This window comes from Xanthomonas sp. DAR 34887 (assembly GCF_041245805.1).
GTDB classification, from domain to species: Bacteria; Pseudomonadota; Gammaproteobacteria; order Xanthomonadales; family Xanthomonadaceae; genus Xanthomonas_A; species Xanthomonas_A tesorieronis.
Map to the genome: position 1 here is coordinate 4,043,032 of NZ_CP162490.1, position 20,552 is coordinate 4,063,583.

Genomic DNA, 20,552 nt, shown 5'->3' on the forward strand with positions numbered 1-20,552 from the left:
ATTAGCCCCTACGATCGCGGACGATGAATTGTTCGGTGCGCTTGTTATGGCGCGTCTTGTAACCCTTGGTCGGCACACCCCACGGGGTGACCGGATGCGGATTACCCTGACCGGCCTTCGCCTCACCACCACCGTGCGGGTGATCGACGGGGTTCATGGCCGCACCGCGAACGGTCGGACGCACGCCGCGCCAGCGCTTGGCGCCTGCCTTGCCCAGCTTCTCGAGGTTGTGCTCGTCGTTGCCGACTTCGCCGATGGTGGCGCGGCACTCGACCGGCACCTTGCGCATTTCGCCGGAGCGAAGACGCAGGGTGGCGTAGATGCCTTCACGCGCGACCAGCTGCACCGCGGCGCCGGCGGCACGCGCGATCTGCGCGCCCTTGCCCGGCTTCAGCTCGATGCCGTGCACCGTCGTACCGACCGGAATGTTGCGCAGCGGCAGGGTGTTGCCGGTCTTGATCGGCGCATCCGAACCCGCGATCACCTGGTCGCCGGCCTTCAGGCCCTTCGGCGCGATGATGTAGCGGCGCTCGCCGTCGGCATAGCACAGCAGGGCGATATGGGCGGTGCGGTTCGGATCGTATTCGATCCGCTCCACGCGCGCCGGAATGCCTTCCTTGTTGCGCTTGAAGTCGATCAGGCGGTAATGCTGCTTGTGGCCACCGCCGACGTGACGGGTGGTGATGCGGCCATGGTGGTTACGACCACCGGACTTGCTCTGCGGCTCGAGCAGCGCGGCATGCGGCGCGCCCTTGTGCAGATCGGGCGTGACCACGCGCACGGCCGAACGACGGCCTGCGGAAGTGGGTTTGAATTTCATCAATGGCATGGGATGGACCTCAGGCCTTGGCCGTTACGTCGATGGACTGGCCTTCGGCCAGACGCACGTACGCCTTGCGCCAATCGCCGCGACGACCGCTGCGCGAACGGAAGGACTTGTTCTTGCCCTTGACGTTCAACACGTTGACCGACTCGACCTTGACGTCGAACAGCTGCTCGACCGCGGCCTTGACATCGGCCTTGGTGGCTTCGCTCGAGATCTCGAAGACGTATTGATTGGAGAGTTCCTGCAGGCGCGCGGTCTTTTCGGAGACACGCGGAGCACGCAGCACGCTGAAGATTTTTTCGTTGCTGCTCATGCCAGCCACTCCTCGACCTTCTTGACCGCATCGGCGGTGATCACGACCGTATCGGCCCCGACCAGCGACACCGGATCCAGGCCCTGCACGTCACGCACTTCCACATAGGGAAGGTTGCGCGCCGACAGGTACAGATGCTCGGACGCTTCTTCGGTCACGATCAGCGGGCGCTTGCCCACTTCCAGACCCTTCAGCTTCTCGATCAGGCCCTTGGTCTTGCTGGCCTCGACGTCGAACGCATCGACGACCATCAGGCGACCCTGGCGGTTGAGCTCCGAAAGGATCGCGCAGATCGCGGCGCGATACATCTTGCGGTTCACCTTCTGCTCGAAGCTGCGCGGCTTGGCCGCGAAGGTCACGCCGCCGCCGACGAAGATCGGAGCCGTCAGCGCGCCGTGGCGAGCGCCGCCGCCCTTCTGCTTCTTCGACTTCTTGGTGGTGCCGTTGACTTCCGAACGCGTCTTCTGCGCCTTGGTGCCGGCGCGGCCGGCGTTGCGATAGGCGACGACGACCTGGTGAACCAGGTCCTCGCTGAAATCGCGACCGAACACGGCGTCGGAGACCGAGACCTTGTTGTTGCTACCCGTGATAACGAGTTCCATCGTCATCTCTCCTTATGCCTTGCTAGCCGGACGCACGATCACGTCGCCACCGGCAGCGCCAGGCACAGCGCCGCGAATGGCGATGAGGCCACGCTCGACGTCGACCTTGACCACTTCCAGATTCTGCGTGCTCTGCTGCACCGCGCCCATGTGGCCGGACATCTTCTTGCCCGGGAAAACGCGACCCGGGGTCTGGCGCTGACCCAGCGAACCCGGGGCGCGATGCGACAGCGAGTTACCGTGGGTGGCATCGCCCATGCGGAAGTTGTACCGCTTGATGGTGCCCTGGAAACCCTTGCCCTTGGTGACGCCCTGGACGTCGACCTTCTGGCCGACCTCGAAGATGTCCGCCTTGATCTCGCCGCCGATGGCGTAATCGCCCAGCTGCGCGTCTTCAACGCGGAACTCCCACAGGCCGCGCCCGGCTTCGACCTTCGCCTTGGCGAAGTGGCCGGAAGCAGGCTTGTTGACCAGCGCGGCGCGACGGGCGCCCACGGTGATCTGCACGGCACTGTAGCCGTCGCTCTCGACGGTCTTGAGCTGGGTGATGCGGTTCGGGGTCGCTTCGATCAGGGTCACCGGGATGGAGCGGCCGTCTTCGGTGAAGACGCGGCTCATGCCGGCCTTGCGGCCCACGAAGCCCAACGAATATTTCTTCGTCATGGTCGTAGTCCTCAGGTCAACTTGATCTGGACATCGACGCCCGCCGCGAGCTCGAGCTTCATCAGCGCGTCCACGGTCTTGTCGTTAGGGCCGATGATGTCGAGCACGCGCTTGTGCGTGCGAGTCTCGTACTGGTCGCGCGCGTCCTTGTCGACGTGCGGCGAAACGAGAATGGTGTAGCGTTCGATCTTGGTCGGCAACGGGATCGGGCCGCGCACCTGCGCGCCGGTCCGCTTAGCCGTCTCAACGATCTCGCTGGCCGAACGGTCGATCAGACGATGATCGAACGCCTTCAGCCGAATCCGGATCTTCTGATCCGCTTTCTGACCGGTCTTTTGCTCCGCCATGGCGGTGGGTTCCTTCGTTAAAAGAGCGACGGGCAAGGCCTCTGGGATACCTGCCCCGATTATTTCCTGATGTCGTATGCCGCCGAGCATCCAGCTGGCGAGGGCCATTCCTCCGCCCAAAAACTGAGGCAGACCAGTTACCCGGCCTGCCCAGACGGAAAAGTATAATGCGCAGATAAAACAACGTCAACAGCGCAAGGCCGTTGATTGCTTCATGCAGCGCGACCTTCCCGGTCTGGCGAACACGAGGGGCGTCCTGCCTCTCTTTTCGCGGTGTATCCGGCACCCTACCCAGGAATGCCGAGCCGCGTATTATAGCGGCTGTTTCACCTGCCCGCAACATGTCGCGGCAAGAATCTTGTACCGCCCCGCCCTTGCGCGAAAACGACGAAGGGCCGGCTTGCGCCGACCCTTCGCTGAACCCGACGACCGAAGCCGCCTGCACATCGTCAAACTGCGGCGACCGAGGTCGCCGCAGCGGGCATTACTTGATGATCTTGGCCACCACGCCGGCGCCGACGGTACGGCCGCCTTCGCGGATCGCGAAACGCAGGCCTTCGTCCATCGCCACCGGGTTGATCAGCGTGACCACCATCTTCACGTTGTCGCCCGGCATCACCATCTCCACACCTTCCGGCAGCTGGCACGCGCCAGTGATGTCGGTGGTGCGGAAGTAGAACTGCGGACGGTAGCCCTTGAAGAACGGGGTGTGACGGCCGCCCTCGTCCTTCGACAGCACGTACACCTCGGCTTCGAACTCGGTGTGCGGCTTGATCGAACCCGGCTTGCACAGCACCTGGCCGCGCTCCACGTCGTCACGCTTGGTGCCGCGCAGCAGCAGACCGGCGTTGTCGCCCGCCTGGCCCTGGTCCAGCAGCTTGCGGAACATTTCCACGCCCGTGACCGTGGTCTTCTGCGTGGCGCGGATGCCGACGATTTCGATTTCGTCGCCCACCTTGATCACGCCGCGCTCGATACGACCGGTCACCACGGTGCCGCGGCCCGAGATCGAGAACACGTCTTCCACCGGCATCAGGAACGGCTTGTCCACGTCGCGCTGCGGCTCCGGGATGAACGTATCCAGCGCATCCACCAGCTTCAGGATCGCCGGCACGCCGATCTCGCTCTGATCACCGTCCAGCGCCAGACGCGCCGAACCGTGGATGATCGGGGTGTCGTCGCCCGGGAAGTCGTACTTGCTCAGCAGCTCGCGCACTTCCATCTCGACCAGCTCAAGCAGCTCGGCGTCGTCGACCATGTCGGCCTTGTTCAGGAACACCACGATGTGCGGCACGCCGACCTGGCGCGACAGCAGGATGTGCTCGCGGGTCTGCGGCATCGGGCCGTCAGCGGCCGAGCACACCAGGATCGCGCCGTCCATCTGCGCCGCACCGGTGATCATGTTCTTCACGTAGTCCGCGTGGCCCGGGCAATCGACGTGCGCGTAGTGGCGCGTCGGCGATTCGTATTCCACGTGGGCGGTCGAGATCGTGATGCCGCGCGCCTTCTCTTCCGGCGCCGCGTCGATCGCGTCGTACGCCTTGAACTCGCCGCCGAAGCGCTCTGCGCCGATCTTGGTCAGCGCCGCGGTCAGCGTGGTCTTGCCGTGGTCGACGTGACCGATGGTGCCGACGTTGACGTGCGGCTTGGTGCGCTCGAACTTACCCTTTGCCATGATGTATTTACCTTGTAATTCGTAATTGGGGACAAGGGAGCGGGATGCGGGACTGGCGATGCCCGCGTCCCGAATCCCGTCTCGCTAATGTCAGCTTTTCTTGATGACCGACTCGGCGATGTTCGCCGGCGCTTCGGCGTAATGGTCGAATTCCATCGAGAACGTAGCGCGACCCTGCGACATCGAGCGCAGCGTGGTGGCGTAACCGAACATTTCGCCCAGCGGCACCATCGCGTTGATCACCTTGCCGGACGGACTGTCGTCCTGGCCCTGCAGGATGCCGCGACGACGGCTGACGTCGCCCATCACGTCGCCCAGATAGTCTTCCGGGGTCACCACTTCGACCTTCATGATCGGCTCCAGCAGAACCGGGTTGGCCTTGTTGAAGCCTTCCTTGAAGCCCATCGAGCCGGCGATCTTGAACGCCATTTCCGAGGAGTCGACGTCATGGTACGAGCCGTCGATCAGGCGCACCTTGATGTCCACGATCGGGTAGCCGGCCATCACGCCGTTGGCCACCGCTTCCTGGATGCCCTTGTCCACCGCCGGGATGTATTCCTTCGGCACCACGCCGCCGACGATCGCGTTCTCGAAGGTGTAGCCCAGGCCACGCTCCTGCGGCTCGATCTCGAGCACGACATGACCGTACTGGCCCTTACCGCCGGACTGGCGCACGAACTTGCCTTCCTGCTTGACCGCCTTGCGGATGGTCTCGCGGTAGGCCACCTGCGGCTTGCCGACGTTGGCTTCGACGTTGAACTCGCGCTTCATGCGGTCGACCATGATTTCCAGGTGCAACTCGCCCATGCCGCGGATGATGGTCTGGCCGGACTCTTCGTCGGTGTTGACGCGGAACGAGGGATCTTCCTGGGCCAGACGGCTCAGCGCGATACCCATCTTTTCCTGGTCCGACTTGGTCTTCGGCTCCACCGCCATCGAGATCACCGGCTCCGGGAACACCATGCGCTCCAGGATGATGATGTGGTCCTGCGCGCACAGCGTGTCGCCGGTGGTGACGTCCTTCAGGCCCACCGCCGCGGCGATGTCGCCCGCGCGCACTTCCTTGATCTCTTCGCGATTGTTGGAGTGCATCTGCAGGATGCGACCCACGCGCTCCTTCTTCGACTTGACCGGGTTGTACACCTGGTCGCCGGAGTTCAGCGTGCCGGAGTAGACGCGGAAGAAGGTCAGCGAACCCACGAACGGGTCGGTCATGATCTTGAACGCCAGCGCCGAGAACGGCGCGGTGTCGGTGGCCGGACGGCTGTCTTCCTTGTCGTCCTCGTCGATGCCCTTGACCGGCGGACGGTCGCTGGGCGACGGCAGCAGCTGGATCACGCCGTCGAGCATCGCCTGCACGCCCTTGTTCTTGAACGCGGTGCCGCAGTACACCGGCACCACTTCCACCTTCAGGGTGCGCTCGCGCAGACCATTGATGATCTCCTCTTCGGACAGCTCGCCCTCATTGAGGTACTTGTCCATCAGATCTTCATTGGCTTCGGCCGCGGCCTCGACCATGAACGCGCGCGCCTCGACGGCCTTGTCGGCCAGGTTGGCGGGGATGTCACGGTACTCGAACACGGTGCCCTGCGAGGCGGTGTCCCAATGGACGGCCTTCATCTTGAGCAGGTCGACCACGCCCTCGAAGCCGTCCTCGGCGCCGATCGGCACCTGCATCGGCACCGGGTAGGCACCCAGGCGCGACTTCAGCTGCTCGACGACCTTGTCGAAGTTGGCGCCGGTACGGTCCATCTTGTTGACGAAGGCAAGACGCGGCACCGCGTACTTGTTGGCCTGGCGCCACACGGTCTCGGACTGCGGCTGCACGCCGCCGACCGCGCACAGCACGAACACCGCGCCGTCGAGCACGCGCAGCGAACGCTCGACTTCGATGGTGAAGTCGACGTGCCCGGGGGTGTCGATGATGTTGAAGCGGTGCTGCGGCAGCGACTTGTCCATGCCGCTCCAGAACGCGGTGGTCGCGGCGGAGGTGATGGTGATGCCACGCTCCTGCTCCTGCTCCATCCAGTCCATCGTCGCGGCACCGTCATGCACCTCGCCGATCTTGTGGCTGACGCCGGTGTAGAACAGGATGCGTTCGGAGGTGGTGGTCTTGCCGGCATCGATGTGAGCCATGATGCCGAAGTTGCGGTAACGCTCGATGGGAGTGTTGCGGGCCACAGGGAGCCTCTCAGAATTCTTGGATTGCGGATGGCCGAACGCCGCCTTGCGGCGGCCTTCGGATTTGTGCGGCGCTCAGCGGCGCCACTAGCAGCACATGTAGATTGTGCTGACGGGCCCTGTTTCCAAGGCCCGGAAGGTCACCAGCGGTAATGCGCGAACGCCTTGTTCGCTTCCGCCATGCGGTGGGTTTCTTCACGCTTCTTGATGGCGCCACCACGGTTTTCCGAGGCGTCGACCAGCTCGGCCGCGAGCTTGCGCGGCATCGAGTTCTCGCCGCGCTTGCGCGCCGAGTCGATCAGCCAGCGCATGGCCAGCGCCATGCGACGGGAGGAACGCACCTCGACCGGCACCTGGTACGTGGCACCGCCGACGCGACGCGACTTGACTTCGACCGCCGGAGCGACGTTGTCCAGCGCCTTCTGCACCAGCTCGACCGCGTTCGGGTTTTTCTCGCCGATGACGTCCATTGCGCCATAGACGATCTTCTCGGCGACCGACTTCTTGCCGCTCAGCATCACCATGTTGATGAAACGGGCGATGGTTTCGCTGCCGTGCTTGGGATCCGGCAGGACGGTGCGCTGCGGAGTAGAACCTTTACGAGACATTTGTGCTTTCCCTTAGCTCTTCGGACGCTTGGCGCCGTACTTGGAACGACCCTGGCGACGCTTGGCGACGCCGGCGGCATCGAGCGAACCGCGCACGGTGTGGTAACGCACGCCCGGCAGATCCTTGACGCGACCGCCGCGGATCAGGACCACGGAGTGCTCCTGCAGGTTGTGGCCTTCGCCGCCGATGTAGCTGATGACCTCTTCCTGGTTCGTCAGGCGCACCTTGGCGACCTTACGCAGGGCCGAGTTCGGCTTCTTCGGGGTGGTGGTGTACACGCGCGTGCAGACGCCACGGCGCTGCGGGCACTTGTCAAGCGCCGGGGAGGCGCTCTTGTAGGTGGTCGCCTGCCGCGGCTTGCGGACCAGCTGGTTGATCGTCGCCATCAGTGGATTCTTCTGATTGAGGCCGTGGGGCCTGGATGCGTGAAAACGAAGGCAGGCCGAAGGACGGCCTGCCGAGACAGGAAAGTATAGCGGGCAAGTAAAAGCTCCGTCAACTCAACGGAAACTTAACTTGCTGGTCCATCCCGGACCGGAACACGGGGCGCGTCCGCTGCGCCCCCTTTCGCTTGGTACGACCGGCCCCGCGCACGGGGCCGACCGGCTCACTCTTCGCTGCTGGCAGCCGCCGGTGCGGGCGTTTCGACCGCCGGCTCGGCGTTGCCGCCGGACAGGGTCTGCATCTCCGATTCGGTCAGGCCGCTGGAGTTGCGACGGCGCAGGCTGTGGTAGGCCAGGCCGGTGCCGGCCGGGATCAGACGGCCGACGATCACGTTTTCCTTCAGGCCGCGCAGCGTGTCGCTGGTGCCGCGGACCGCCGCCTCGGTGAGGACGCGGGTGGTTTCCTGGAACGACGCCGCCGAGATGAACGACTCGGTGGCCAGCGAGGCCTTGGTGATGCCCAGCAGCACCGGGTCGTACTTGGCCGGCAGCTCGTTGCGGGGCACCAGGCGGGCATTTTCCTCGATGACGCGCTGGCGCTCGGCCTGCTCGCCGTTGAGGAACTTGCTGTTGCCCTGGTCGGTGATCTCGACCTTGCGCAGCATCTGCCGGGTGATGACCTCGATGTGCTTATCGTTGATCTTCACGCCCTGCAGGCGATACACGTCCTGGATTTCCTTGACCAGGTAGGCGGCCAGCGGCTCCACGCCGAGCAGGCGCAGGATGTCCTGCGGGCTCGGCTCGCCGTCGACCACGGTTTCGCCCTTGGCCACGTGCTCGCCTTCGAACACGATGATCTGGCGGTACTTCGGGATCAGCTCTTCGTGTTCCGAACCATCGGTGTCCTTGATGATCAGGCGCTGCTTGCCCTTGGTGTCCTTGCCGAAGCTGATGATGCCCGAGCGCTCGGCCAGGATCGCCGGATCCTTCGGCTTGCGCGCTTCGAACAGGTCGGCCACGCGCGGCAGACCACCGGTGATGTCGCGGGTCTTCGACGCTTCCTGCGGGATCTTGGCGACCACGTCGCCCACGCCGACCGGCGCGCCGTCCTGCAGGTTGACGATCGAGCGCGGCGGCAGCAGGTACTGCGCCGGCAGATCGGTGCCCGGGATGGTCAGGTCGTTGCCCTTGCCGTCGACGATGCGCACGATCGGGCGCAGGTCCTTGGCCTGGGTGCCGCGACGCTTCGGATCGGTGATCTCGCGCGAGGCCAGGCCGGTCAGGTCGTCGGTCTTCTCGATGACGGTGACGCCATCGATGAAGTCGATGAAGCGAATGAAACCGGCCACTTCCGACACGATCGGGTGGTTATGCGGATCCCAGTTGGCGACCGACTGGCCGGCCTTGACCGCGTCACCGTCCTTCGCGGTGATCGTGGCGCCGTAGGCCAGCTTGTAGCGCTCGCGCTCGCGGCCGTGGCCGTCGAGCACGGACAGTTCGCCCGAACGCGACACCGCCACCAGCGAACCGTTGGCGTGCTCGACCGACTTGAGGTTGTTGAACTTGATCGAACCGGTGGTCTTGACCGTGATGTTGTCCACCGCCGCCGCACGCGAAGCCGCGCCGCCGATGTGGAAGGTACGCATGGTCAGCTGGGTACCCGGCTCGCCGATCGACTGCGCGGCGATGACGCCGACCGCTTCGCCGATGTTGACCAGGTGACCGCGCGCCAGGTCGCGGCCGTAGCAGCGGGCGCACACGCCGAACGAGGATTCGCAGGTGATCGTGGAGCGCACCTTCAGCGTCTGCACGCCGGCCTCTTCCAGCTTGGCCACCCACTGCTCGTCGAGCAGCGTGTTGCGGGTGACGATCGGATCCTCGTCGTTGCCCGGCAGGAACACGTCCTCGGCCACCACGCGGCCGAGCACGCGATCCTTCAACGGCTCGACCACGTCGCCGCCTTCCACGATCGGAGTCATGGTCAGGCCGTCGCTGGTGCCGCAATCGGGCTCGGTGATGACCACGTCCTGCGCCACGTCGACCAGACGCCGGGTCAGGTAACCCGAGTTGGCGGTCTTCAGCGCGGTATCGGCCAGACCCTTACGCGCGCCGTGGGTGGAGTTGAAGTACTCCTGCACGTTCAGGCCTTCGCGGAAGTTGGCCTTGATCGGGGTCTCGATGATCGAGCCGTCCGGACGCGCCATCAGGCCGCGCATACCGGCCAGCTGACGGATCTGCGCCTGGCTACCACGCGCGCCGGAGTCGGCCATGATGTACAGCGAGTTCATCGACTTCTGGTCGATGGTCTCGCCCTTGGCATTGACGACCTTCTCGGTACCGATGGTGTCCATCATCGCCTTGGCGATGCGTTCGTTGGTACGCGACCAGATGTCCACGACCTTGTTGTAGCGCTCGCCGGCGGTGACCAGACCGGACTGGTACTGCTCCTGGATTTCCAGCACTTCCTGCTCGGCTTCGCCGAGGATGCCCTTCTTTTCCGACGGGATCAGCATGTCGTCGATGCCAATCGACACGCCGGCGCGGGTCGCGTAGGCGAAGCCGGTGTACATCAGCTTGTCGGCGAACACGACGCTGTCCTTCAGACCCAGCTGGCGGTAGCTGGAGTTGATCAGGCGGCTGATGTTCTTCTTGGTCAGCTCGGTGTTGGCCAGCGCGAACGGCAGGCCTTCCGGCAGGATTTCGGCCAGCAGCGCGCGCCCGATCGTGGTGTCCACGATCGAGGTCTTCTTGCTGCGGTTGCCGTCCTCGTCGATCACCGTCTCGGTGATGCGGACCTTGACCTTGGCGTGCAGTTCGACCACGCGGTTGTCGTAGGCGCGCTTCACTTCGGCGATGTTGGCGAACACCATGCCCTCGCCCTTCTTGTTCTCCAGGGCGCGGCTCATGTAGTACAGGCCCAGCACCACGTCCTGCGACGGCACGATGATCGGCTCGCCGTTGGCCGGCGACAGGATGTTGTTGGTGGACATCATCAGCGCGCGCGCTTCCAGCTGCGCTTCCAGCGACAGCGGCACGTGCACGGCCATCTGGTCACCGTCGAAGTCGGCGTTGAACGCGGTACACACCAGCGGATGCAGCTGGATCGCCTTGCCTTCGATCAGCACTGGCTCGAACGCCTGGATGCCCAGACGGTGCAGGGTCGGCGCACGGTTCAGCAGCACCGGGTGCTCGCGGATGACCTCTTCCAGGATGTCCCAGACTTCGGCTTCTTCGCGCTCGACCAGCTTCTTGGCGGCCTTGATGGTGGTGGCCAGGCCGCGACGCTGCAGCTTGGCGAACACGAACGGCTTGAACAGCTCCAGCGCCATCTTCTTCGGCAGGCCGCACTCGTGCAGGCGCAGGGTCGGGCCGACCACGATGACCGAACGGCCGGAGTAGTCCACGCGCTTGCCGAGCAGGTTCTGACGGAACCGGCCCTGCTTGCCCTTGATCATGTCGGCCAGCGACTTCAGCGGACGCTTGTTGGTGCCGGTGATGGCACGGCCGCGGCGGCCGTTGTCCAGCAGCGCATCCACCGATTCCTGCAGCATGCGCTTTTCGTTGCGCACGATGATGTCCGGCGCGTTGAGCTCGAGCAGGCGGCGCAGGCGGTTGTTGCGGTTGATGACGCGGCGGTACAGGTCGTTCAGGTCGGAGGTCGCGAAGCGGCCGCCGTCCAGCGGCACCAGCGGGCGCAGATCCGGCGGCAGCACCGGCAGCACGGTCATCACCATCCACTCCGGACGGTTGCCCGACTCGAGGAAGGCTTCGACCAGCTTGATGCGCTTGGTCAGACGCTTGAGCTTGGTTTCCGAACCGGTGCCGGCGATCTCTTCGCGCAGACGGGTCATTTCCGACTGCAGGTCGATCGTGCGCAGCAGCTCGTACACGGCCTCGGCGCCCATCGCGGCGTCGAAGTCGTCGCCGTGCTCCTGACGCGCGGTCAGGAACTGCTCTTCGGTCAGCAGCTGGCGGCGCTCCAGGGCGGTCAGGCCCGGCTCGGTCACCACGTAGGCTTCGAAGTACAGCACGCGCTCAATGTCGCGCAGGGTCATGTCCAGCATCAGGCCGATGCGCGACGGCAGCGACTTCAGGAACCAGATGTGCGCTACCGGCGAGGCCAGGTCGATGTGGCCCATGCGCTCGCGGCGCACCTTGGCCAGGGTCACTTCGGTGCCGCACTTCTCGCAGACCACGCCACGGTGCTTCATGCGCTTGTACTTGCCGCACAGGCACTCGTAATCCTTGATCGGGCCGAAGATCGCGGCGCAGAACAGGCCGTCGCGCTCGGGCTTGAAGGTACGGTAGTTGATCGTTTCCGGCTTCTTCACTTCGCCGAAGGACCACGAACGGATCAGGTCCGGCGAGGCCAACGCGATCTTGATCGCGTCGAAGTCCAGCGTCTGGCGCTGCTGGTTGAAGAGGTTGAGCAGGTCTTTCATGGTGTTTCTCCGAAAGGAGGAATACGTGTCGATGGGCTGTCAGAGCGCTGCGGCGGCGCGGATGCCCTGCGGCATCCGCGCCTGCGCGATCAGTCTTCCAGTTCCATGTTGATGGCCAGCGAGCGGATTTCCTTCACCAGGACGTTGAAGGATTCCGGCATGCCCGCGACCATCTCGTGCTCGCCGTCGACGATGTTCTTGTACATCTGGTTGCGGCCCTGCACGTCGTCGGACTTCACCGTCAGCATTTCCTGCAGGGTGTAGGCCGCGCCGTAGGCTTCCAGCGCCCAGACTTCCATTTCGCCGAAACGCTGGCCGCCGAACTGCGCCTTGCCGCCCAGCGGCTGCTGGGTGACGAGCGAGTACGGACCGGTGGAGCGCGCGTGCATCTTGTCGTCGACCAGGTGGTTCAGCTTCAGCATGTGCATGTAGCCGACCGTGGTGTGGCGATCGAACGCCTCGCCGGTGCGGCCGTCGTACAGCTGGGTCTGGCCGCTGATCGGCAGGTCGGCGAGCTCGAGCATGTGCTTGATCTCCGCTTCCGTCGCGCCGTCGAACACCGGGGTGGCCATCGGCACGCCGTCGGCCAGGTTCTTCGACAGGGCCAGCAGCTCGGCATCGCTGAACTGATCCAGGTCCACACGATCCTCGCCCAGCTTCTGGTCGTGGTTGTAGATCTGGGTCAGGAACTTGCGCAGGTCGGCGACCTTGGCCTGGGCCTCGAGCATGTTCTGGATCTTGCGACCCAGGCCCTTGGCGGCCCAGCCCAAGTGCACTTCCAGCACCTGGCCGATGTTCATACGCGACGGCACGCCGAGCGGGTTCAGCACGATGTCCACGGTCTCGCCGTTGGCCATGTACGGCATGTCCTCGATCGGCTGGATCATCGACACGACACCCTTGTTGCCGTGGCGACCGGCCATCTTGTCGCCAGGCTGGATGCGGCGCTTCACCGCCAGGAACACCTTGACCATCTTCAGCACGCCCGGGGCGAGGTCGTCGCCGGCGGTGATCTTGCCGCGCTTGTCGGCGAAGCGACGCTCGAATTCCTTCTCGTGCGCCTGGATCTGCTTCTGCGCGCGCTCGATCGCGTCGGACGGCTCCTCGTCCTTCATCCGCAGCGCGAACCAGTCGGACTTCTTCAGCCCGTCCAGGTACGCGTCGGTGACGGTGTCGCCCTTCTTCAGGTTCGGACCGCCGTTGGCGACCTTGCCGATCAGCTGGGTGCGCAGACGCGCATAGATCGCGCTTTCCAGGATGCGGAACTGGTCGTCGAAGTCCTTCTTGACCCGCTTGATCTCGTTTTCCTCGATCTGGCGGGCGCGCTTGTCCTTCTCGATGCCGTCGCGGGTGAACACCTGCACGTCGATGACGGTGCCGTCCATGCCGGGCGGAACGCGCAGCGAACTGTCCTTCACGTCGGACGCCTTCTCGCCGAAGATCGCGCGCAGCAGCTTCTCTTCCGGGGTCAGCTGGCTTTCGCCCTTCGGCGTGACCTTGCCGACCATGATGTCGCCGGCGCGCACTTCGGCGCCGATGTACACCACGCCCGACTCGTCCAGGCGGTTCAGCGCCTGCTCAGACACGTTGGGGATGTCGGCGGAGATTTCCTCCGGCCCCAGCTTGGTGTCGCGCGCCACGCAGGTCAGCTCTTCGATGTGGATCGTGGTGTAGCGATCCTCTTCCACCACGCGCTCGGAGAGCAGAATGGAGTCTTCGAAGTTGTAGCCGTTCCACGGCATGAACGCGATCAGCATGTTCTGGCCCAGGGCCAGCTCGCCGATGTCGGTCGAGGGACCGTCGGCCAGCACGTCGCCGCGCGCGATCACGTCGCCCACATTGACCAGCGGACGCTGGTTGATGCAGGTGTTCTGGTTGGACCGCGTGTACTTGATCAGGTTGTAGATGTCGACGCCGGCATCGGTGCCGCCGCCGATCTCTTCCTCGTTGACCTTGACCACGATGCGGCCGGCGTCGATCTGCTCGATCACGCCGCCACGGCGCGCGTTCACGGTCACGCCCGAGTCGCGCGCCACCGCCCGCTCGATACCGGTACCGACCAGCGGCTTCTGCGCACGCAGCGTCGGCACGGCCTGGCGCTGCATGTTCGCGCCCATTAGCGCGCGGTTGGCGTCATCGTGCTCCAGGAACGGCACCAGCGCCGCCGCGATGGACACGGTCTGCATCGGCGACACGTCCATGAAGTGCACTTCCGCCGGCGGCTTCAGCAGCGACTCGCCCTGGTAGCGGCACGGCACGAACTGCTCGGTCAGGCGGCTCTTGGCATCGTGCAGCGCGTTGGCCTGCGCGATCACGTACTCGTTCTCTTCGATCGCCGACAGGTATTCGACGTCGTCGGTGATCTGGCCGTCCACGACCTTCCGGTACGGCGTCTCGAGGAAGCCGTACTGGTTGGTGCGGGCATACACCGCCAGCGAGTTGATCAGGCCGATGTTCGGGCCTTCCGGCGTCTCGATGGTGCAGACGCGGCCGTAGTGGGTCGGATGCACGTCGCGCACTTCGAAGCCGGCACGCTCGCGGGTCAGACCGCCCGGGCCCAGTGCGGAGACGCGGCGCTTGTGCGTCACTTCCGACAGCGGGTTGTTCTGGTCCATGAACTGCGACAGCTGCGAGGAGCCGAAGAACTCCTTGATCGCGGCGGCCACCGGCTTGGCGTTGATCAGCTCCTGCGGGGTCAGGCCTTCGGACTCGGCCATCGACAGGCGCTCCTTGACCGCGCGCTCGACGCGGACCAGGCCCACGCGGAACACGTTCTCGGCCATTTCGCCGACCGAACGCACGCGACGGTTGCCGAGGTGGTCGATATCGTCGACCACGCCGCGGCCGTTGCGGATCTCGGTCAGGACCTTGATCACTTCCAGGATGTCGGAGCTGTCGCCGTGCTCGGCGACCAGGCGCTTGGACTCTTCGTCGTTGCGCTCGCCGAAGTACTTCTTGTCATACAACACCGACTCGCCGGTGACTTCCTTGCGGCCGACACGGCGGTTGAATTTCATGCGGCCGACCGTGGACAGGTCGTAGCGCTCGAAGGTGAAGAACAGGTTGTGGAACAGGTTCTGCGCGGCGTCCTTGGTCGGCGGCTCGCCGGGACGCATCATGCGGTAGATCTCGACCAGCGCTTCCAGCTGGGTCTTGGTCGGATCGATGCGCAGGGTGTTGGACAGATACGGACCACGATCCAGATCGTTGACCCACAGCGTGCCCACGGCGTCGACGCCGGCCTTGCGGAACGCGGTCAGCTGATCTTCGCTGATCTCGTCGTTGGCGCTGGCCAGCAGCTCGCCGGTAGAGGCGTCGACCACGTCGTGCGACAGGATGCGGCCGACCAGGTACTCGTCGGGCACGGCCAGCGCGGCGACGCCGGCGGCTTCGAGCTGCTTGACGTGGCGCGCGGTGATGCGCTTGCCGGCCTCGACGATGACCTTGTCGCCATCGGCCAGGTCGAAGTTCAGCGTCTCGCCGCGCAGGCGCTCGGGCACCAGCTCCAGCTGCACGCCTTCCTTGGGGTCGATGTGGAAGGTGTTGATCTCGAAGAACTCGGCCAGCATCTCCTCGTTCGAGTAGCCGAGCGCGCGCAGCAGGATCGACACCGGCAGCTTGCGGCGGCGGTCGATACGGGTGAACAGCGCGTCCTTCGGGTCGAACTCGAAGTCCAGCCAGGAGCCGCGGTACGGGATGATGCGGGCGCTGTACAGCAGCTTGCCCGAGCTGTGGGTCTTGCCGCGGTCGTGATCGAAGAACACACCCGGCGAACGGTGCAGCTGCGAGACGATGACGCGCTCGGTGCCGTTGACGATGAAGGTGCCGTTGTCGGTCATCAGCGGGATCTCGCCGAGGTAGACCTCCTGCTCCTTCACGTACTTGATGGCCTTGGTCGAGGACTCGCGGTCGTAGATCACCAGGCGCACAGTCACGCGCAGCGGGGCGCCGTAGCTCATGCCGCGCTGGCGGCATTCACGCTCGTCGAACACCGGATCGCCCAGCTTGTAACCGACGTACTCCAGCGCCGCGTTGCCGCTATAGCTGGAGATCGGGAACACCGATTTCAGGGCCGCGTGCAGGCCGTGGTCCGAACGCTTGTTCGGGTCGGTGTTTTCCTGCAGGAATTCGCGGTAGGAATCCACCTGGATCGCCAGCAGGAACGGCACTTCGAGGATCGAGCGCTGCTTGCCGAAATCCTTGCGGATACGCTTCTTTTCGGTGAACGAATAAGACGTCATGAGGTATCACCTTGGCTGTGCGGGCCGCGCGTCCGCGGCCCTGAGTGAACATAAATTGTCAGTTGGAAGTCGCTGGTATTGCCGGCACCAGCACGCCTTCTCTTGCTACTTCCAACTACCAACTCGGTGAGGCCGAGATTGGGGATGACGGGATTCGGGATGGGCTAAACCAGCGCCATCGAATCCCTAATGCCGAATCTCAAATCCCGGCTTTGCAACAACGGCCAAAGGCCGGGGACTTGCGTCCCCAGCCTTCGATGCATCACCTGACACGCTGGCGATGCAAGATGCCGATTACTTGATTTCGACGGACGCGCCGGCGGCCTCGAGATCCTTCTTGAACTTCTCGGAATCTTCCTTCGACACGGCTTCCTTGACGGTCTGCGGAGCACCTTCGACGAGGTCCTTCGCTTCCTTCAGGCCCAGGCCGGTGATGGCGCGGACGGCCTTGATGACTTCGACCTTCTTGTCGCCGACAGCCTTCAGGATGACGTTGAACTCGGTCTGCTCTTCGACCGGGGCAGCAGCAGCGGCCGGGCCGGCAGCGGCGACCGGGGCGGCGGCGGAGACGCCAAACTTCTCTTCGATGGCCTTGACCAGCTCCATCACTTCCATGAGGGTCTTTTCGGCGATTGCGTCGACGATCTGTTCGTTAGACAGGGACATTGTGATTACCTTTCGAATTTTTTCTGGATGAGGTTCTAGTGAACCGTTTCAGGTGTCGCGAACTTAAGCCGTTTCGGCCGGGGCTGCTTCCGCTGCGGCGGGGGCTTCTTCGCCACCACCGAGCTTGTCGCCCACGGCCTTGACCGCGCGTGCAAACATGCTCGCCGGCTCGGCGAGGACGCGTGCCAGCATGGCCAGCGCCTGCTCGCGGGTCGGCAGCGATGCCAACACCTCGAGGTGAGCGGCCGGATACAGCTGGCCACCCATCGACACGACCTTGGTCTGCAGCTTGTCGTTACCCTTGGCGAATTCCTTGATCAGACGACCGGCAGCGCCGGGTTCTTCCGTCGAGAACGCATACAGCAGCGGACCGACCAGCGCGTCCTGGACACACTCGTATTCGGTACCGGCAACGGCACGCGAGGCCAGGGTGTTCTTGACAACACGCAAGTACACACCGGTTTCGCGCGCCTTCTTGCGCATCGCGGTCATCTGGGAGACCGTGATGCCGGCGTACTCGGCAGCAACCAAGGAGTGGGCCTTCGCGGCGACGTCGGCCAGTTCGGCGACGACTTCTTGCTTCTGGGACAGATTGAGAGCCATTGCACTCCTCCGTTAAAGCTGGGAGTCGGGATTGGTGATTCGGGATGCGTCAGGAGCAGCGACGCCGCTCTTGCCAATCCCTAATCGCAAATCTCGAATCTCTGCTTCAAACTTACTCCGCTTGCGGCTCCTGCCGCTTGCGGTCCTGGGCGGCCTCCATCCTGGATGCCGGGGACGCCGAATGGCATCCCAGTTGGTGGCCGTTCCAGACCTGGAGTGAGCGCGCCCGGGAAACCCCGAACTGGCCTGCACCAGAAAAACTCCAGAAAGGCGGCACCATCTACGCCGGCGCGTCCCCGAGGGGACTGGATTAAGCGATCCCGCTGGACCGACGGCGACTCCTTGCCATGTCGAGCTTCCGTGCCCGTCGTCGGTATGCGCAGACCGCGCCTGCGGTCTTTGACGGCTTCGCTCCGGGTTGCCCCTCGGCGACGCCTTCAAAAGGGTGGAACCGGCGGTGCGCCTCGCGGAGCGCCGCCGTATCGCGAATTACTTCAGGGACAGCGAAGCCTGATCGACGGTGACGCCCGGACCCATGGTCGAGCTCACCGAGATCTTCTGCAGGTAGGTGCCCTTCGAGGTCGCCGGCTTGGCCTTGACCAGATCCATCAGCAGCGCCTGCAGGTTGTTCTTCAGCGCGTCGTCTTCGAAGCTGGCCTTGCCGATGGTGCAGTGGATGATGCCGGCCTTGTCGGTGCGGTAGCGCACCTGACCCGACTTGGCATTCTTAACCGCTTCAGCCGGATTGGCCGACACGGTGCCGACCTTCGGGTTCGGCATCAGGCCGCGCGGGCCCAGCAGCGTACCCAGCTTGCCGACGACGCGCATCGCGTCCGGGGTGGCGATGACCACGTCGTAGTTCAGGTCGCCGGCCTGCATCTTCTCGGCCAGGTCGTCCATGCCGACGGCTTCGGCGCCAGCGGCCAGGGCTTCGTCAGCCTTGGCGCCGGCCGGGGCGAATACCGCCACGCGCACGCTCTTGCCGGTACCGGCCGGCAGCACGGTGGAACCGCGCACCTGCTGGTCGGACTTCTTGGCATCCACACCCAGGCGCACGGCCACGTCGACGGCTTCGACGAACTTGGCCTTGCTGGTGGACTTGATGATCTTCAGCGCTTCGTCGATCGAATACGCCTTGCCCGGCTGCACGGCAGCACGGATTGCTTTCTGTCGCTTGGTCTGTGCCATCGCTTAACCCTCCACCGTCAGGCCCATGCTGCGGGCGGAACCCGCAATCGTACGCACCGCCGCTTCCAGCTCGGCTGCAGTCAGGTCGGCTTCCTTCGCCTTGGCGATCTCTTCGAGCTGCTTGCGGGTGACCTTGCCCACCTTTTCGGTGTTCGGGCGCTTGGAACCGGAGGTGACGCCTGCGGCCTTCTTCAACAGCACGCTCGCGGGGGTGCTCTTGGTGATGAAGGTGAAGGTACGGTCCGAATAGGCCGTGATGATGACCGGAGTGGGCAGGCCCGGCTCCAGCTTCTGCGTGGCGGCATTGAACGCCTTGCAGAATTCCATGATGTTCAGGCCGCGCTGACCCAGCGCAGGACCGACCGGCGGCGAGGGATTGGCCTGACCGGCCTTCACCTGCAGCTTGATGTAACCGACTACTTTCTTTGCCATTTCAGTGGTCTCCGGGTGCTAGCGCCCAATTGCAGGCTCCCCATCGCGACGGGAAAATCACGTGTCCCGCCATCACGTTTGAAGTGCGCAGAAAGCCGCCTCGCGGCGGCTTCCGGTCCTGCCAGGCGGCGAGCCTGGACAGCGAGCCGCGCAGTATAGCAGAGATTTTGGCGTCCGGCGCAGCTGCGCCGGCGCGGGCTCAGGCCTTCTCGACCTGGCCGAATTCCAGCTCCACCGGGGTGGACCGGCCGAAGATCAGCACCGCAACGCGCAGGCGACTCTTCTCGTAGTTGACTTCCTCGACCACGCCGTTGAAGTCGTTGAACGGACCATCGGTGACGCGGACCATCTGACCCGGCTCGAACAGCACCTTCGGACGCGGCTTCTCCACGCCATCCTGAACGCGCTGCAGGATCGCATCGGCCTCTTCGTCGCGGATCGGCAGCGGACGATCGGCGGTGCCGCCGATGAACCCCATGACCTTCGGGGTTTCCTTGACCAGATGCCAGCTTTCGTTGTCGATGCGCGGGATGCCGCCTTCCTCGTGGGTCTCGATCTGCACCAGCACGTAGCCCGGGAAGAACTTGCGCTCGGAACGGCGCTTCTGGCCGGAGCGCATTTCGATCACTTCCTCGGTCGGCACCAGCACGTCGCCGAAGCGCTCCTGCATCTCGTCACGCGCAATGCGGTCGCGCAGCGCTTGGGCCACGGACTTCTCGAAGCCTGAATAGGCGTGAACGACATACCAACGCTTCACTGCTGCACTCTCCTCAACGACTCACGAACCACTGCATCAGCTTCTGGATCAGGAAATCGAACCCGCCCAGCAGCAGACTCAGAATGATCACCACCACGATCACGACCCAGGTGGTGCGGATCGCTTCCTGACGGGTCGGCCAGACCACCTTGCGCAGTTCGAACCGGGACTCGGACACGAACTCGCGGGCTTCGCGCCCCTTGACGGTCAGCAGGAACACCGCAGCGCCGGCGACCAGGCCGACGATGACCGCCAGGCCACGCAACGGACCGGACCAGCTTCCCAACTGCGTCGCACGACTCGGCTCGCCGAACCAGAACCAGACAAACAGGCCCGCGACCACCAGCAGCGCAGCGATGACGTACTTGACGATATCGCCACCGGAGGAAGCGGTGGTGCCTTTGGAATGCTCGATCTTGCTGTTCATCCGACTCTTGCGGCTATGCGACCAAGGTCACTGGATAGGGTGCGGCAGATTGGCACGCCAGGAGGGACTCGAACCCCCAACCTGCGGTTTTGGAGACCGCTGCTCTGCCAATTGAGCTACTGGCGTATGAAGAACGACTGCACTTCCCTTAGACGGCGAAGGCGGACCGAAGGTTCCGGCCCGCCCTTCGCTGAACC

General features: G+C 64.4%; 17 protein-coding genes and 1 tRNA gene. All 18 read right to left on the minus strand.

The genetic code is table 11. The features are described 5' to 3' along the window. Nucleotide 1: 1 nt before the first annotated feature. Entirely contained in the window at nucleotides 2-829 is an 828-nt protein-coding gene (gene rplB / locus AB3X08_RS17185; RefSeq protein ID WP_184411723.1) for a 50S ribosomal protein L2, read from the minus strand. 10 nt (nucleotides 830-839) lie between these two features. Continuing rightward, on the minus strand, nucleotides 840-1,139 hold the full coding sequence (gene rplW, locus AB3X08_RS17190; protein WP_003470672.1) for a 50S ribosomal protein L23: 300 nt from the start codon (nucleotides 1,137-1,139) through the stop codon (nucleotides 840-842). Next, complete coding sequence (gene rplD / locus AB3X08_RS17195) at nucleotides 1,136-1,741, minus strand: 50S ribosomal protein L4 (RefSeq protein WP_048490092.1); 606 nt, start codon at nucleotides 1,739-1,741, stop codon at nucleotides 1,136-1,138. Before rplD ends, rplW begins: the two co-directional genes overlap by 4 nt. A gap of 12 nt (nucleotides 1,742-1,753) precedes the next feature. Beyond that, complete coding sequence (gene rplC / locus AB3X08_RS17200; protein WP_184411724.1) at nucleotides 1,754-2,404, minus strand: 50S ribosomal protein L3; 651 nt, start codon at nucleotides 2,402-2,404, stop codon at nucleotides 1,754-1,756. A gap of 11 nt (nucleotides 2,405-2,415) precedes the next feature. After that, complete coding sequence (gene rpsJ, locus AB3X08_RS17205) at nucleotides 2,416-2,751, minus strand: 30S ribosomal protein S10 (protein ID WP_003470680.1); 336 nt, start codon at nucleotides 2,749-2,751, stop codon at nucleotides 2,416-2,418. Nucleotides 2,752-3,235: 484 nt separating this feature from the next. After that, nucleotides 3,236-4,426 carry an elongation factor Tu gene (gene tuf, locus AB3X08_RS17210; RefSeq protein ID WP_184411725.1) on the minus strand — a complete coding sequence of 397 codons (1,191 nt, stop codon included), beginning with the start codon at nucleotides 4,424-4,426 and terminating at the stop codon, nucleotides 3,236-3,238. 90 nt (nucleotides 4,427-4,516) lie between these two features. Then, on the minus strand, nucleotides 4,517-6,607 hold the full coding sequence (fusA, locus tag AB3X08_RS17215) for an elongation factor G (protein ID WP_184411726.1): 2,091 nt from the start codon (nucleotides 6,605-6,607) through the stop codon (nucleotides 4,517-4,519). Between the two features lie 140 nt (nucleotides 6,608-6,747). After that, entirely contained in the window at nucleotides 6,748-7,215 is a 468-nt protein-coding gene (gene rpsG, locus AB3X08_RS17220; RefSeq protein ID WP_003469159.1) for a 30S ribosomal protein S7, read from the minus strand. Between the two features lie 12 nt (nucleotides 7,216-7,227). Then, on the minus strand, nucleotides 7,228-7,602 hold the full coding sequence (gene rpsL, locus AB3X08_RS17225; RefSeq protein WP_003469157.1) for a 30S ribosomal protein S12: 375 nt from the start codon (nucleotides 7,600-7,602) through the stop codon (nucleotides 7,228-7,230). 221 nt (nucleotides 7,603-7,823) lie between these two features. After that, the gene (gene rpoC / locus AB3X08_RS17230; RefSeq protein WP_369934002.1) at nucleotides 7,824-12,041 is read right to left on the minus strand and encodes a DNA-directed RNA polymerase subunit beta'; all 4,218 of its coding nucleotides are present in this window, start codon (nucleotides 12,039-12,041) and stop codon (nucleotides 7,824-7,826) included. A gap of 89 nt (nucleotides 12,042-12,130) precedes the next feature. Next, complete coding sequence (gene rpoB / locus AB3X08_RS17235) at nucleotides 12,131-16,282, minus strand: DNA-directed RNA polymerase subunit beta (RefSeq protein ID WP_369934003.1); 4,152 nt, start codon at nucleotides 16,280-16,282, stop codon at nucleotides 12,131-12,133. Between the two features lie 294 nt (nucleotides 16,283-16,576). Beyond that, nucleotides 16,577-16,948, minus strand: coding sequence for a 50S ribosomal protein L7/L12 (gene rplL, locus AB3X08_RS17240; protein WP_184411729.1), 372 nt, complete (start codon nucleotides 16,946-16,948; stop codon nucleotides 16,577-16,579). Between the two features lie 63 nt (nucleotides 16,949-17,011). Next, nucleotides 17,012-17,551, minus strand: coding sequence for a 50S ribosomal protein L10 (gene rplJ, locus AB3X08_RS17245; protein ID WP_184411730.1), 540 nt, complete (start codon nucleotides 17,549-17,551; stop codon nucleotides 17,012-17,014). A 489-nt stretch (nucleotides 17,552-18,040) separates the two neighbouring features. After that, nucleotides 18,041-18,739 (minus strand): 50S ribosomal protein L1, encoded by a 699-nt coding sequence (gene rplA / locus AB3X08_RS17250; RefSeq protein WP_179571231.1) that lies wholly within the window; start codon nucleotides 18,737-18,739, stop codon nucleotides 18,041-18,043. A gap of 3 nt (nucleotides 18,740-18,742) precedes the next feature. Next, nucleotides 18,743-19,171: a 50S ribosomal protein L11 gene (gene rplK, locus AB3X08_RS17255; protein WP_145699993.1), complete on the minus strand. Its 429-nt coding sequence runs from the start codon at nucleotides 19,169-19,171 to the stop codon at nucleotides 18,743-18,745. A gap of 199 nt (nucleotides 19,172-19,370) precedes the next feature. Further along, a complete protein-coding gene (nusG, locus tag AB3X08_RS17260) occupies nucleotides 19,371-19,928 on the minus strand; it encodes a transcription termination/antitermination protein NusG (RefSeq protein WP_267095795.1) in 558 nt (185 codons plus the stop codon). Nucleotides 19,929-19,941: 13 nt separating this feature from the next. Further along, a complete protein-coding gene (gene secE, locus AB3X08_RS17265; RefSeq protein WP_369934004.1) occupies nucleotides 19,942-20,355 on the minus strand; it encodes a preprotein translocase subunit SecE in 414 nt (137 codons plus the stop codon). A gap of 50 nt (nucleotides 20,356-20,405) precedes the next feature. Next, nucleotides 20,406-20,481, minus strand: a tRNA-Trp gene (locus AB3X08_RS17270). Nucleotides 20,482-20,552: the final 71 nt, after the last annotated feature.

What these genes read in the sequence shown, in the direction of transcription:
- rpsG (WP_003469159.1), bottom strand. Translation starts at nt 7,215, where the DNA reads ATGTCTCGTAAAGGTTCTACTCCGCAGCGCACCGTCCTGCCGGATCCC.
- rplD (WP_048490092.1), bottom strand. Translation starts at nt 1,741, where the DNA reads ATGGAACTCGTTATCACGGGTAGCAACAACAAGGTCTCGGTCTCCGAC.
- rpsL (WP_003469157.1), bottom strand. Translation starts at nt 7,602, where the DNA reads ATGGCGACGATCAACCAGCTGGTCCGCAAGCCGCGGCAGGCGACCACC.
- rplA (WP_179571231.1), bottom strand. Translation starts at nt 18,739, where the DNA reads ATGGCACAGACCAAGCGACAGAAAGCAATCCGTGCTGCCGTGCAGCCG.
- rplB (WP_184411723.1), bottom strand. Translation starts at nt 829, where the DNA reads ATGCCATTGATGAAATTCAAACCCACTTCCGCAGGCCGTCGTTCGGCC.
- rpoC (WP_369934002.1), bottom strand. Translation starts at nt 12,041, where the DNA reads ATGAAAGACCTGCTCAACCTCTTCAACCAGCAGCGCCAGACGCTGGAC.
- rplC (WP_184411724.1), bottom strand. Translation starts at nt 2,404, where the DNA reads ATGACGAAGAAATATTCGTTGGGCTTCGTGGGCCGCAAGGCCGGCATG.
- rplJ (WP_184411730.1), bottom strand. Translation starts at nt 17,551, where the DNA reads ATGGCTCTCAATCTGTCCCAGAAGCAAGAAGTCGTCGCCGAACTGGCC.
- rplL (WP_184411729.1), bottom strand. Translation starts at nt 16,948, where the DNA reads ATGTCCCTGTCTAACGAACAGATCGTCGACGCAATCGCCGAAAAGACC.
- tuf (WP_184411725.1), bottom strand. Translation starts at nt 4,426, where the DNA reads ATGGCAAAGGGTAAGTTCGAGCGCACCAAGCCGCACGTCAACGTCGGC.
- rplW (WP_003470672.1), bottom strand. Translation starts at nt 1,139, where the DNA reads ATGAGCAGCAACGAAAAAATCTTCAGCGTGCTGCGTGCTCCGCGTGTC.
- rplK (WP_145699993.1), bottom strand. Translation starts at nt 19,171, where the DNA reads ATGGCAAAGAAAGTAGTCGGTTACATCAAGCTGCAGGTGAAGGCCGGT.
- rpsJ (WP_003470680.1), bottom strand. Translation starts at nt 2,751, where the DNA reads ATGGCGGAGCAAAAGACCGGTCAGAAAGCGGATCAGAAGATCCGGATT.
- secE (WP_369934004.1), bottom strand. Translation starts at nt 20,355, where the DNA reads ATGAACAGCAAGATCGAGCATTCCAAAGGCACCACCGCTTCCTCCGGT.
- rpoB (WP_369934003.1), bottom strand. Translation starts at nt 16,282, where the DNA reads ATGACGTCTTATTCGTTCACCGAAAAGAAGCGTATCCGCAAGGATTTC.